Below are 12822 nucleotides of genomic sequence, written 5' to 3'. Positions count from 1 at the left end.
TCTCGTTTTTGATGGGACTGTGGGCTTTGCACAGTTCCAATACCCCGGTTTTAACTGACACTCCTTTTGAGGACACAACCATGAAAAAGTCGCTCCTGCTGGCTTCGCTGATCGCTGCCATGGCTCTGGCCGCCTGCGGCAAGAAGGAAGAGCCCGTTGCTGAAGTCGCTCCGGCTGCTTCGGAAGCTTCGGCTCCTGCTGAAGTCGCTTCGGCTCCTGAAGCTGCTTCGGACGCTGCTCCTGCTGCTCCGGAAGCTGCCTCGGCTGCTTCGGACGCCGCTTCGAACTGATCTCGGTTCGATTCTGCAAAAGAACCGCTCTTCGGAGCGGTTTTTTTTCGGCCGGATTTCTCTGTTTGCGGGAGAATGCGGCCGGCGCCGTGGTGGGCGCGGGCCCGCGCCCTCAGGGTTGTCGCGAGGTTCCCCGTCAAGGCGGCGCGGCATGAAAAAACCCGACCGGGCGTCGGCCGGGTCGGGTCTCTTGGGAACGGCGCTCCCGTGGGGAGCAGGCGTTCAGTTCAGTTCATCAACCAGCAGCTTCGCAATGCGGCGCGCCGTGGCGGTGCTGGTGGCCTGTCCCTTCTCGTCCGTCACGCGCACCAGCGTCTGAGCGCGGCTCTGGCCGCTGACTTCAACGCGGTAACGGCTCAGACTTTCCTCGTTCTTGCTGCTGCCGAACAGGCGGCTGAAGAAGCCGGGCTTCTGGGCTTGCGGATCGGTGCTCGACAGGCGGACTTCATAGAAGCCTTGCTTGCGGTCGCGGTTCTCCACCGTGAAGCCGCTGCGGTCCAGCGCCAGTCCGACGCGGCGCCAGCTCGTGTCGAAGTCGGCTGCCACGCTCAACCCGGTACCAGAGGCGTCCAGCGCTGCGATGGCGGCGGACTTGCTTTCAGCAACCGAAGTGGCCGGCTGTGCAGCCTCGGCCTTGGCGGCGGCCACGGCTTCCTTCGGTGCGCCGAGGCGCGCCATCAGACGCGACAGCATCTCGGCCTCGAGGTCCGGGTTGCTGGGGCGGGCCTTCCAGGTCGTCTGCTCCTTGCGGGCGTCGACGTACTCTTCGGTCATGCCGCGGTGGGTGATGTAGACCTCGGTCGTGCCATTGGCCGCGCGCTCGATGCGGGTGCGGTACTGGTCGCGTTCGCCCGAGTCGTACAGGGCCTCGAACACCCTGCCCAGCAGGTTGCGGATGCCGCCTTCGGGTACCTTGCGGCGGTTCTCGGCCCAGTTGGTTTCCATCAGGCCGATGTCACGCCGGTTGGTCGTGAGTTCGAAGCCCATCTCGTCCCAGAAGGCTTCGGTTTCATCCCACACCTTTTCAGGCGGGAGGGCCACGGCGAGCCAGCGCGTCTGGCCCTGCCGCTCGAGCTTGACCACCCCTTGCGTGCTGGGGGCCACGGCGGCGCCGGGTGCCACGGCCGCTTCGGCTCGGGCGGTGTCGCGGGCCAGGCTGCTTGCCGACACGGGGCCGGTGCTGATCTGCCCATAGCGGGTCTGTCCGGGCAACTGGCTCAGGTCGGGGGGGACATCCAGGCGCACGGTCTTGGCGCCACTGGTCTTGTAGTCGACCTTGTCACCGGACAAGGCATTGTCGAGGGCGGAGCAGCCGGAGGTGAGCAGAGCGACAGAGAGGGTCGCGCCCAATGCAAGCGTGGTCGGGTGACGGGATTGGATCGACATGGATGGAGGCAATGAGACCGGCCGGGCCGTACAGCGACGGCCTGGCCGGACGTCGGGTGGGTTACAGCACCCCGGATTCGCGCAGGGCGGCTTCGACCAATTGCTGGCCGCCAGCCGTCAGTTCGGTCAAGGGCAGGCGCAGCGTACCACCAACCTTGCCCATGCGGGTCAGGGCCCACTTCACAGGGATCGGGTTGGGCTCGCAGAACAACTGCTTGTGCAACGGCAGCAGCTGCATGTGCAGCTCGATGGCGCGGGCAGCGTCCTTGGCCATCGCGGCGGCGCACAGCTCGGCCATGGCGCGAGGTGCCACGTTGGCCGTCACGCTGATGTTGCCGTGACCGCCCAGCAGCATGAGGGCAAAGGCAGTGGGGTCGTCACCCGAGAACACCGAGAACCCCTTCGGCGCCTGGCGCACCAGCCAGGCCGCGCGGTCGATGTTGCCGGTGGCTTCCTTGATGCCGATGATGCCGGGGATCTGGGCCAGGCGCAGGGCGGTTTCCGGCGTCATGTCTGCCACGGTGCGGCCGGGCACGTTGTAGAGCACGACCGGGATGTCGACCGCTTCGGCGATGGCCTTGAAGTGGGCGTAGATCCCTTCCTGGGTCGGCTTGTTGTAGTAGGGCACGACCTGCAGCGTGCAGTCGGCGCCGACCTTCTTGGCGTACTGGGACAGCTCGATGGCTTCGCGCGTGGAGTTGGCGCCGGCACCGGCCATGATGGGCACGCGGCCCTTGGCCTGTTCCACGGCCACGCGGATGATCTCGCAGTGTTCTTCGACGGAGACGGTGGGCGATTCGCCGGTCGTGCCGACCACACCGATCACGTTGGTGCCTTCGGCAATGTGCCAGTCGATCAGCTTGCGCAGGCTGTCGTAGTCCACGCTGCCGTCTTCGTGAAAGGGCGTGACCAGGGCCACGATGCTGCCGGAAATGGTTGTCATGGTGCTTCCTTCAATCCTGCCATTCTAATCAGGCGTGGGCGGCCGCCCGGCCGGAGAAGGCCGTGGCGGTGCCGGGGCGGCTCAGTGGGGCCGGACCTCTTTGTTCAGGGCTGCCAGGGCCAGGCGGTCGACAAGCCCGGGGGCAATGAGCTTCATCCAACGGCCCAGGCGACCCTTGGTTGACATGACGATGTCGCGACGTCGCGCCTTCATGCCTTCGCGGATCAGGCGGGCGCAGGTCTCGACCGACATGGCGCCGCTTTCGTCCAGGCCGCTGCGGCCGGCCGGCTGCCCCTGGGCGTTGAAGCCGCGGTAGCGGATGTCGGTGGCCACCACGCCCGGATAGGCCAGGGTGACGCTCACGCCGTGGGGCACCAGTTCGACCCGCAGCGCCTCGAAAAAGCCGTTCATCGCGAACTTGGTGCTGCTGTAGGCAGTGCGCCCTGGCACGCCCACCAGACCGGCCAGGCTGGAGACGGCGACGATCCGGCCGCGGCTGGCCTTGAGGTGGGGCAGGGCGGCGTGGGTGCACCAGACGCTGCCCCACAGGTTGATGCGCATGAGGTCCTGGTACCACTGCAGGTCGGTCACCTCTTCGAGCAGGGCGTGGGCCGACATGCCGGCGTTGTTGACCAGGGTGTCCAGGCGCCCGAAGCGGGAGACGGTGTCGGCAATGAGGCCGCGGCACTGGGCCTCGTCGCCGACGTCGGTGGGGCGGACCAGCACGTCGCAGCCATGGACACGGCATGCCTGGGCCACGGATTCGAGCTTGTCGGCGTTGCGGGCGGCCAGCACCAGGCGCAGGTCCCGGCCTTCGGTGGTGGCCAGTTGCCGCGCGAGTTCGGCGCCGATGCCGTCCGAGGCACCGGTGATGAGGACGACGCTCATGTCAGAAACAGCTCCAGAGGCGGGTGGCCAGGTCGAAGACCAGGCCGGATCGGGCATACAGCGCGAACACGCCGGCGAGCACCGCCAGGGCGGCCAGCCAGGCGGCGATGCGCCATCCGACCGGCAGGGGCCGGTCGGGCGCCGATTCTGAGGCCGTCCCAGGTGTCCGGGGCTTGGCGTTTTCCGCGGGTGGAGAAGGCGACATGGCGGGGCGCGGCGTGCTCAGGCGGTCACCAGGCGCCGTGCGGGCTGGCGGTGCTCCTGGATGGGCAGGTTGAGCGCGAAGGCCACCAGGCCCAGTGCGATGGCTATCCACCAGACGACCTGGTAGCTGCCCGTGGTGTCATACAGCCGGCCGGCCAGCCAGACGCCCAGGAAAGAGCCGATCTGGTGTGAGAAGAAGACGATGCCGCCCAGCATGGACAGGTGGCGCACGCCCATCATCTGGGCCACGACAGCGTTGGTGGGGGGGACAGTGGACAGCCACAGGGCGCCCATGGTGGCAGCGAACACGCCGACCGACAGGGGCGTCAGTGGGGTGAGGAGGAACAGGACCATCACGATGGCCCGCAGCAGGTAGATGGCGGAGAGAATCAGGTTCTTCTTCAGGTGCTGGCCCAGTACCCCGACCGTGTAGGTGCCGAAGACGTTGAACAGGCCGATGAGGGCGAGCGCCGTGGTGGCGACCTGTGGCTCGAGCTGGTTGTCCTTGAGGTAGCTGGGCAGGTGCACGGCGATGAAGGCCACCTGGAAGCCGCAGACGAAGTAGCCGGCTGTGAGCAGCAGGTAGTCGCGGTGCCGGAAGGCTTCACGCAGCGCCGCAAGGGCGCCCAGCGGGGCTTCGGTGGTCGCGGTGGTGCCGGACGGGGACGGTGCCGAGTTGGACTGACGCTGCTCTCGCAGGCCGATCGCCGCAGGGGCGATGAGCAGGGCGCTGGCGGCCAGGGCCATCAGGGCATGGGACCAGCCGAGGTTCTGGATCAGCCAGCTGGAGACCGGCACCATCAGGAACTGACCGAAAGACCCGGCCGCGGCCACGAGGCCCATGGCCCACGAGCGCCGTTCGGCACTGACATGTCGGCCCACCACCCCGTAGACCACGGCGTAGGTGGTGCACGCCTGCGCCAGGCCGATCGTCACGCCGGTGGAGATGTTGAACATCAGCAGGTGGCCGCTGGTGGCCATGCCGAGCAGGCCCAGCGCATAGAGCGCGGCGCCCGTCCAGAGCACACGCCAGGCGCCGGTACGGTCGGCCCACCATCCAACAAAGGGGCCGGCCGCACCCCACACCAGGTTCTGCAGTGCCAGGGCCAGGGCGAAATCTTCGCGCTGCCAGCCGTGCGCCATGATGATGGGCTGCAGCCACAGGCCGAAGCCGTGGCGGATGCCCATGGAGAGGGTGACGACGAGGGCGCTGCACAGCAGCAGCGGCCCGAGGGGCAGAGGGCGGACGGAGGGGGGCATGGCAGGTGGGGCGCGCGACCGCCCGGCGGCAGCCGAGCCGGAGGCGGCTCAGACCTGCATGTTCATGATATCCGTGTAAGCCTGAACGAGCTTGTTGCGGACTTGAACCGCCGACTGGAAACCCAGTTGGGCTTTCTGCATGGCGATCATGGTTTCTTCCAGGCTGACGGTGGGGTTCCCGAATTGCACCTCGCGCTGGAGCGCCGACGAAGTCGCTTGAGCCTGGCTGATGGAGCCGAGCGCACCGGTCAGGGCCGTCTGGAAGCTGGGCTTGTCGACCGCCTGCGTACCTTGGGTGCCCTGCGCCGCTTCAGCGCGGGCCTTGGCCTCGACCCGGCGTGCGACATCGGCCATGCCAGCCTTGGCGGCGGCCTGGGCGAAATCGAAGGGCTTCAGTTTGAGGTCCATGTGCCGAAAAGGTGATCAAGGCGTGATGTCTGTCCACCACGATCGGCATCCTACGCAGGCTCCAGGCAACAGAAGCGGGGAACTGCTCGGCATTTCTGCGCCTGTTCCCGGCACTTTTACCCGGCGTGACTCCGAATAATGAGAGCGTTCGAGTGGGATTGCGGCATCGTGTATCGGCGGTGCCCTGGTCCCCGCAAAGACCCTCATGGAAGTCACAGTCGCCCCCAACTCTGCCGCCGCCGTTGTCCCACCCGTTGAGGTGGTCGACAGCAAGCCGCCTGGATTCGTCCAGCGGCTCAAGGACCTGCCCATGCAGCGCAAGCTCATGCTGGGCGGGGGCATCGCAGCCCTGTTCGCCATTTTCGTGGCGATGCTGATGATGGGGCGCGAAGGCGATTACCGCGTTCTGTACTCCAATCTGTCCGACAAGGACGGGGGCGCCATCATCGCGCAGCTGCAGCAGATGCAGGTGCCGTACAAGTACACCGAGGGCGGCGGCGCCATCATGGTCCCCGCCGACAAGGTGCACGACCTGCGCTTGAAGATGGCGTCGGCCGGCCTGCCCAAGGGTTCGGTGGTGGGCTTCGAGCTGATGGAGAACCAGAAATTCGGCGTGACGCAGTTCCAGGAACGCCTGAACTTCCAGCGCGGCCTGGAAGGCGAGCTGACCCGGTCGATCCAGGCGCTGTCCGGTGTGGAGAGCGCGCGTGTGCACCTGGCGCTGCCGAATCAGAATGGTTTCTTCCGTGAGCAACAGAAGGCGTCGGCCTCGGTCGTGCTGACTCTGCTGCCGGGCCGCTCGCTGGACAAGGCGCAGATCGCCGGCATCGTGCACCTGGTGTCGTCCAGCGTGCCGGAGATGTCGCCCAAGGCCGTGAGCGTGGTGGACCAGAGCGGTTCGCTGCTGTCGGGGCCGAAGGAAGGCATGGAATCTGCCCAGGCAGGGATGGATGCCCAGCAGCTGCAGTACGTGCGCCAGATCGAGTCGAACTACACGCAGCGCGTGCGTGACATCCTGGAACCGGTGGTGGGGCGTGACAACCTGCGCGCCCAGGTGACGGCCGAGGTGGACTTCTCGCAGGTCGAGCAGACGGCCGAGGAGTTCAAGCCCAACCAGCAGCCCAACCAGGCCGCCATCCGCAGCCAGCAGTCGAGCGAGCAGACGGGACAAGGCCAGGCCACGCCTTCCGGCATCCCCGGTGCCGCCAGCAACCAGCCGCCGGTGCCGGCCACCGCCCCGGTCAATGGCGCGTCGCAGCCGCTGGGGGCCGCGCAGCAGGGCACCGGCACGGGGACCAGCCGCCGCGAGAACGTCACCAACTACGAGGTGGACCGCACGGTGCGTGTGATCCGCAACAGCACCGGCAACATCCGCCGCCTGAACGCGGCCGTGGTGCTGAACCACCGCACCACGACCGATGCAAAGGGCAAGACAACCACGGAGGCCATCTCGCAGGAGGAGCTCGACAAGCTGACCGCCCTGGTGCGCGAGGCCATCGGTGCGGATGAAAAGCGCGGCGATTCGGTCAAGCTGATCACCACCCCCTTCCAGATCACCAAGGAAGAGCCGGAAGAGCTGCCGCTTTGGAAGGACCCTGAAACGCGCGACATGCTGCGCACGCTGGCAGTCCCGCTGGGCCTGGCGCTGGCTGCCTTGATCGTGGTGTTCGGAGCCATCCGTCCGGCGATCAAGGCCGCCCAGCCGCTGCCGCCCGAACCCGCTCCCGAGAACGAGCAGCCCAAGCTCAGCGCCGTGGTCGACGATGTCAACGAGCTGCCCGCACTGGAAGGCCCCCAGGGTGCCGGTCTGGGCGAGGTCATTGGCGAGGACGGCCAGCCGGTGCCGGCCCTGGAGGCCAACTCGCTGGACGCCCGTCTGGAAGAGGCCCGCCGTCTGGCGCGCGAGAATCCGCTTGCCATGGCCACGCTGCTGCGCGGCTGGGTGAACAACTGAGCACGAACAGGTCTGACCATGGACGAAAAAGGACTCGAAGACGCAGCCATCCTCCTGATGTCCCTCGGGGAGGAAGAGGCCGCTGCTGTCTTCAAGCACCTGGAGCCCAAGGAGGTGCAGGGCCTGGGCGAGACCATCGCCAAGCTCAAGACGATCACCAAGGACCGCATCGAGCAGGTGCTGGACCGCTTCAAGGAAGAGGCCGTCGAGATGGGCTCGCTGGTGCCCGACACCGACGAGTACATCAAGTCGGTGCTGCGCAAGGCCCTGGGCGACGACAAGGCCAACCTGCTGATCGACCGCATCATCCAGGGCAGCGACATCACCGGCATCGAGAGCCTGAAGTGGATGGACCCGGAGTCGGTGGCCGAGCTGCTGCGCAACGAGCACCCGCAGATCGTGGCCGCCATCCTGGTCCACCTGAACCCGGATCAGGCTTCGCTGGTGCTGAAGGCCTTCAGCGAGCGCCATCGCAATGAAGTGATGGTACGGATCGCCACGCTCGACGGCATCCAGCCTGCGGCGCTGAAAGACCTGAACGAGGTCCTGTCGCGGGTGCTGGCGGCAGGCGGCAGCACGCGCAAGAAGTCGTCGCTGGGTGGGGTCAAGCCGGCGGCCGAGATCATCAACATGATGGGCTCGAGCCTGGAGACCTCGATCCTGGATTACATCCGCGAGTCGGACGGCGATCTGGCGCAGAAGATCATGGACAACATGTTCACCGTCGACGACCTGATCAAGCTGGACGACAAGGGCTTCCAGACGCTGCTCAAGGAAGTGCAGACCGAGTCGCTGATCATTGCGCTGAAGGGGGCGTCGCCCGAGATCCGCGAGAAGGTGTTCAAGAACATGTCCAGCCGTGCGGCCGAGACGCTGCGCGAGGACCTGGAGTCGCGCGGGCCGGTGAAGCTCTCCGAGGTCGAGGGCGAGCAGAAGGAAATGCTGAAGATCGTCCGCCGCCTGGCAGACGAAGGCCAGATCACGCTGGCCAGCGGAGGAGACGATGACTACGTCTAAGCCGAAGCCCCAGACGCCGCCCCCCGCTGCAGGCGGACAGGCGAACAGCTCCTACACCCGGTTCATCCCGCGCGAGGAGCTGGGCAATGTGTCGGCCTGGAACCTCGAGACCTTCGAGCCGCCGCCCGCGCCGCCGGTCGAGGCAGGCGTGCGCCGGCCGACGCTGGCGGAACGGGCTGCGGCCGAGATGCGGGCGCAGCGCCCCTTCCAGCCTGCGGCACCGGCTTCAGGGCAGGGCGCTCGCCCCGTGTTCGGAGCGGCCCCCGCTGCCCCCGCGGGTCAGCAGATGCCGCCGGGTGTGAGGCCGGTTTCTCCGGCTGGGCCGCGCCCGACTCCGGTGCGGCGTCCGCCCATCGTGGGCGGGATGCCCGGGCAGGCCGAGGCCGAGGCCGCTGCAGCGGCAGCTGAGGCAGCCCGCGCGGCGGAGGCAGCTGCGGCGCCGGCTGCACCGTCGGGCCCCAGCGTGGACGAGCTGGTCGAGCAGGCTCGCCAGAGCGGCTACCAGGACGGATACCGCAACGGGCTGGCCGCGCTGGAAAGCTACAAGCAGGCCCAGGGCGCGCAGATGGCCGCCTACATGAATGACCAGATCGGCGCGCTGGCGAACGACTTTCACCACCGGCTGGAGTCGCTCGAACAGCAGCTGGCGGGCCGGATCGCCGGGGTGGCGCTCGAATTGGCCCGGCAGGTGGTCCGCACCGAATTGCGGCAGAACCCGGAGCTGGTCGTGACGGTGGCCGAAGAAGCGCTGGGTGCCTTGCTGGCCTCGGCCAAGCAGATCGTGTTGCGCCTCAACCCGGATGACCTGGCCCTGTCGCAAGGCCGGCTGGACGAGTTGCTGCAGGCGCGCGGTGCGCGTGTGGTGCCCGATCCGCTGCTCGCGCGCGGGGGGTGCCTGGTGGAGTCCGACATCGCCGTGGTGGACGCCACGGTGGAGGCCCGCTGGAACCTGGCAGCCGCTGCGATCGGCCACAAGACGGCCTGGAACGGCGGCCGGGAAGACACGCGCAACACCGAACTCCCCCCCGAAGAGCGCGAAGCCGGCGGTGAGGAATTGGACGAGGGAGGCCACGCATGAACATGACCGTGCAAGCCGAGGCGGGGCCCAGCATGGACCGTTGGCATCGCTTCCTGGATGACCTGGACGCCTGCGCCATCACCCGCACCCCGCTGGAGAACCAGGGCAAGCTGGTTCGCGTGGCGGGCCTGGTGCTGGAGGCCGCCGGCCTGCGTCTGCCCGTGGGGGCGGTCTGCGAGATCCACTCCGAAGCCCGGCTGGAATCGACCCCGGTGCTGGCCGAGGTGGTCGGCTTTGCCGGCGACCGGGCCTATCTGATGCCCACGGCCGAGGTGCATGGCCTGGCCAGTGGCGCCCGTGTGGTGCCGCGCACCATCCCGGTCAACCCGCCGGTGCTGGGGCGCCCGAACCACCCGTGGCGTCGCAGCGAAGACCGCACCCGCCACCTGCCGGTGGGCAGCGGCCTGCTGGGCCGGGTGGTGAACGCCCAGGGCGAGCCACTGGACCGCATGGGCCCGCTGAAGGACGTGCGCAGCGAGCCGCTGGCCCGCCGCCCGATCAACGCGATGGAGCGCGACCCGGTGCGCCTGCCGCTGGACACCGGCGTGCGCGCCATCAACTCGATGCTGACCGTGGGCCGCGGCCAGCGGATCGGCCTGTTCGCCGGCTCGGGCGTGGGTAAATCGGTGCTGCTGGGGATGATGGCCCGCTACACCCAGGCCGACGTCATCGTCGTGGGCCTGATCGGTGAGCGGGGCCGCGAAGTCAAGGAGTTCATCGAGGACATCCTGGGCGAAGAGGGCCTGGCCCGCTCGGTGGTGGTGGCCGCGCCGGCCGATGCCCCGCCGCTGACCCGCATGCAGGGCGCCAACTACGCCACCGCCGTGGCAGAGCACTTCCGCGATCAGGGCCTGCACGTGCTGCTGCTGATGGATTCGCTGACCCGCTATGCGATGGCCCAGCGCGAGATCGCCCTGGCCATTGGCGAGCCGCCGGCCACCAAGGGCTATCCGCCCTCGTGCTTTGCCAAGCTGCCCCAGCTGGTCGAGCGCAGCGGCAACGGCCTGAATGGCCATGGCTCGATCACGGCGTTCTACACCGTGCTGTCCGAAGGCGACGACCAGCAGGACCCGATCGCCGATGCGGCGCGCGCCATTCTGGACGGCCACATCGTGCTGTCGCGCGAACTGGCCGAATCGGGCCACTTCCCGGCGATCGACATCGAGCGATCGGCGTCCCGCGTGATGCACAACGTGGCCGACCACGACCACATCGACGATGCACGCCGCTTCCGGCAGTTGTGGTCGCGCTACAGCAAGGCGCGTGACCTGATCCAGCTGGGTGCCTATGTGCCCGGTGGCGACCCCGAACTGGACCTGGCGGTCCGGGTTCACCCGGCCATGGTGCATTTGCTGCAGCAAGGCATGCACACTCCTGCCACACTGGACGACAGCGTGGCCCAACTTCACCAGATCGTGAACCCCTGATGTCGACCCTGTTGTCCCTGACCCCTGTTGATCCGAAGGTGGCCGCATGAGTGGCGTGCAAGCCCTGCTGATGGTGCTCGAGTCCGCCGAGAAGGAGCGCGACGAGGCCATCACTGCCCTGGAGACCAGCCGCAAGGCCTACGACGCCGCGCGCCAGCAGGCCCAGTCGCTCAGTGACTGGCGCCGCGACTACGAGCAGCGCTGGCAGGCCCAGTTCCGCCAGAGTGGTGGCATGGAGATCCTGCGCTGCTACCAGGACTTCATGGCCCGTCTGGCCGAGGCGGTGTCCGAGCAGGACCGCCGCGTGGCCATGGCTCGTGCCCAGATGGACCGCATGCAAGGCCAGCTGATCGAGCGTGAGCGCCGGGTGGCGGCCGTCTCTCAGCTGATCGACCGTCGCCATGCCGACGCGCAGCAACGTGCATCCCGGCAGGAGCAGAAGGCCACCGACGAGATGGCCGCGCGCCTCACGCGTGGCGGAGCCGGCCTGGGCGGCATGAGCCCCCTGGCCGCCGGTCCGCTCTGATCCGACTCCTCCCATCCGAACGCCGCCGCAGCCGAAAGGACCCCCGCGATGAGCTCTCCGATTGCCAGCAACAAGAACCTTCCCGCCAACGTGGCCGCCCAGGGCGGTGGCCTGCAACTGGGTGACCTGGCCAGCCGCCTGGCGAGCCAGCAGGCGGGTGGGGCAGGCCTGTCGTTCGCACAGTTGATGAGCCAGCATCAGGCTGCAGAGCCGGCCCCCAAGGCGCCGGCCAAGCCCGCGCAGGCCAGCCAGCCGCCCAAGGCGCCCCAGGTGGCCCGCCAGCCCGTGGCCACCAAGGCACCGGCTGCCCGTGCAGAACAGCCCGTGGCGCCGACCGCGGCCCAGCGGCCGGCAGACAAACATGCCACCCGGGCGGACAACCGCGGCGCCAAGCCAGCCTCCCGTGAGGGCGCGCGCACCGACTCGGCGGACAAGGCGACCGATGAGCGCCCCCCCGAGTCTGCAGACCGCAAGGACACCGCGGTGACCGACGCCGGCGTGGTCGCGCGGGAATTTCAGCCTCCCAGCCAGATTCAGCCGGGTGACGCGCAAGGCCTGATGGCCTGGCTGGCGAGCCAGGCGGAGGCCGACGCCCTGGCGGGTGAGGCCGCGCAGTTGCAGTCGGGGGCAGAGGCGACCGCCCAGGCCGACCAGGATCCGCGCGGAGGGCAGCCGGGCGGTGAGGCTGCTGGCGCCCTGGCGCTGGATACCGCTTCGTGGCGTCAGGCCAGCGGCACCGTGGCACTGCAGGCCGATACCATGTTGAAGCCGGTCGGAGCGTCCGGCGAGCAGAAGGTCGAGACCGATGCCTTCGCCCACCTGATGGCAGGTGGCTTGAAGGGCGCCGCCCCACAGGCCGGCCGGGCCGAAGGCCCGACCCAGAGCGCCACCCTTGCCACACCGGTCTACAGCCCTGACTTCGCCCAGGCCCTGGCCGACCAGGTCAGCATGTGGGTGGGCCAGACCAGCGTGAACGGACCGATGACGGCGGAGTTGCACCTCAATCCGGCCGAGATGGGCCCCATCAACGTGAAGATTTCACTGGATGGCCAGTCGGCTCAGGTGGATTTTGCGGCGGCGGCGTTAGAAACGAGAAAGGCCATTGAAGCCAGCATGCCCCTGTTGTCCAGTGCACTCGACAGCGTGGGCCTGAGCCTGACCGGAGCCGGTGTGTCGGACCAGACCGCACAGCAGGGCTTCGGCCAGCAGTTTGCTCAGGCCAGCGCAGAACGTGGTGCGCTTGCCACGGGCCGTGGTGACAGGGCCGATGCGGACGCCAGCCTGGACAGCGATGGCGCGATGCGTCCGGTGAGCGCGCCGCGCCCGGGCCGACTGGGCGGACTGGACCTGTACGCCTGATCGGCCTCGGCGCCGACTGAGAATCGAGCGCCTTTCACCGGGCTTATCGCTTTTTCGCGATGCGGCTGGCTTCGGACAATCC

At 68.2% G+C, this 12822-nt stretch carries 13 protein-coding genes; 7 read left to right on the top strand and 6 right to left on the bottom strand.

The features are described 5' to 3' along the window. Positions 1 to 80: 80 nt before the first annotated feature. Complete coding sequence (locus QZ709_RS18285; RefSeq protein WP_294638911.1) at positions 81 to 290, top strand: hypothetical protein; 210 nt, start codon at positions 81 to 83, stop codon at positions 288 to 290. A 222-nt stretch (positions 291 to 512) separates the two neighbouring features. Here QZ709_RS18285 and bamC read toward each other — a convergent pair whose 3' ends face one another. The 6 genes from bamC to fliE form a co-directional block, all read right to left on the bottom strand. Beyond that, positions 513 to 1676, bottom strand: a complete 1164-nt coding sequence (gene bamC / locus QZ709_RS18280) for an outer membrane protein assembly factor BamC (RefSeq protein ID WP_294638910.1) — start codon at positions 1674 to 1676, stop codon at positions 513 to 515. Between the two features lie 61 nt (positions 1677 to 1737). After that, a complete protein-coding gene (gene dapA / locus QZ709_RS18275; protein ID WP_294638909.1) occupies positions 1738 to 2619 on the bottom strand; it encodes a 4-hydroxy-tetrahydrodipicolinate synthase in 882 nt (293 codons plus the stop codon). Between the two features lie 81 nt (positions 2620 to 2700). Further along, positions 2701 to 3507, bottom strand: coding sequence for an SDR family oxidoreductase (locus QZ709_RS18270; protein WP_294638908.1), 807 nt, complete (start codon positions 3505 to 3507; stop codon positions 2701 to 2703). A gap of 1 nt (position 3508) precedes the next feature. Further along, the gene (locus QZ709_RS18265) at positions 3509 to 3712 is read right to left on the bottom strand and encodes a hypothetical protein (RefSeq protein ID WP_294638907.1); all 204 of its coding nucleotides are present in this window, start codon (positions 3710 to 3712) and stop codon (positions 3509 to 3511) included. Between the two features lie 17 nt (positions 3713 to 3729). Further along, the gene (locus QZ709_RS18260; RefSeq protein ID WP_294638906.1) at positions 3730 to 4971 is read right to left on the bottom strand and encodes an MFS transporter; all 1242 of its coding nucleotides are present in this window, start codon (positions 4969 to 4971) and stop codon (positions 3730 to 3732) included. Positions 4972 to 5019: 48 nt separating this feature from the next. Next, positions 5020 to 5379, bottom strand: a complete 360-nt coding sequence (fliE, locus tag QZ709_RS18255) for a flagellar hook-basal body complex protein FliE (protein WP_294638904.1) — start codon at positions 5377 to 5379, stop codon at positions 5020 to 5022. 205 nt (positions 5380 to 5584) lie between these two features. Between fliE and fliF the strand changes: the two genes are divergently transcribed. From fliF to QZ709_RS18225, 6 genes are read left to right on the top strand one after another with little or no spacing between them, the layout of a single operon-like run. Next, positions 5585 to 7333, top strand: a complete 1749-nt coding sequence (gene fliF / locus QZ709_RS18250; RefSeq protein ID WP_294638903.1) for a flagellar basal-body MS-ring/collar protein FliF — start codon at positions 5585 to 5587, stop codon at positions 7331 to 7333. 18 nt (positions 7334 to 7351) lie between these two features. Then, positions 7352 to 8350 carry a flagellar motor switch protein FliG gene (gene fliG / locus QZ709_RS18245; protein WP_294638902.1) on the top strand — a complete coding sequence of 333 codons (999 nt, stop codon included), beginning with the start codon at positions 7352 to 7354 and terminating at the stop codon, positions 8348 to 8350. Further along, complete coding sequence (locus tag QZ709_RS18240) at positions 8337 to 9428, top strand: flagellar assembly protein FliH (RefSeq protein WP_294638900.1); 1092 nt, start codon at positions 8337 to 8339, stop codon at positions 9426 to 9428. Before fliG ends, QZ709_RS18240 begins: the two co-directional genes overlap by 14 nt. A gap of 32 nt (positions 9429 to 9460) precedes the next feature. Beyond that, on the top strand, positions 9461 to 10855 hold the full coding sequence (gene fliI, locus QZ709_RS18235) for a flagellar protein export ATPase FliI (RefSeq protein ID WP_294639126.1): 1395 nt from the start codon (positions 9461 to 9463) through the stop codon (positions 10853 to 10855). A 46-nt stretch (positions 10856 to 10901) separates the two neighbouring features. Next, complete coding sequence (gene fliJ / locus QZ709_RS18230; protein WP_294638899.1) at positions 10902 to 11381, top strand: flagellar export protein FliJ; 480 nt, start codon at positions 10902 to 10904, stop codon at positions 11379 to 11381. A gap of 48 nt (positions 11382 to 11429) precedes the next feature. After that, positions 11430 to 12740 carry a flagellar hook-length control protein FliK gene (locus tag QZ709_RS18225; RefSeq protein WP_294638898.1) on the top strand — a complete coding sequence of 437 codons (1311 nt, stop codon included), beginning with the start codon at positions 11430 to 11432 and terminating at the stop codon, positions 12738 to 12740. Positions 12741 to 12822: the final 82 nt, after the last annotated feature.

It is taken from the genome of uncultured Aquabacterium sp. (genome assembly GCF_913773725.1).
Lineage (GTDB): Bacteria > Pseudomonadota > Gammaproteobacteria > Burkholderiales > Burkholderiaceae_C > Aquabacterium.
Note: the sequence above shows the minus strand (reverse complement) of the source record. Positions and strands in the feature narration are given on the sequence as shown.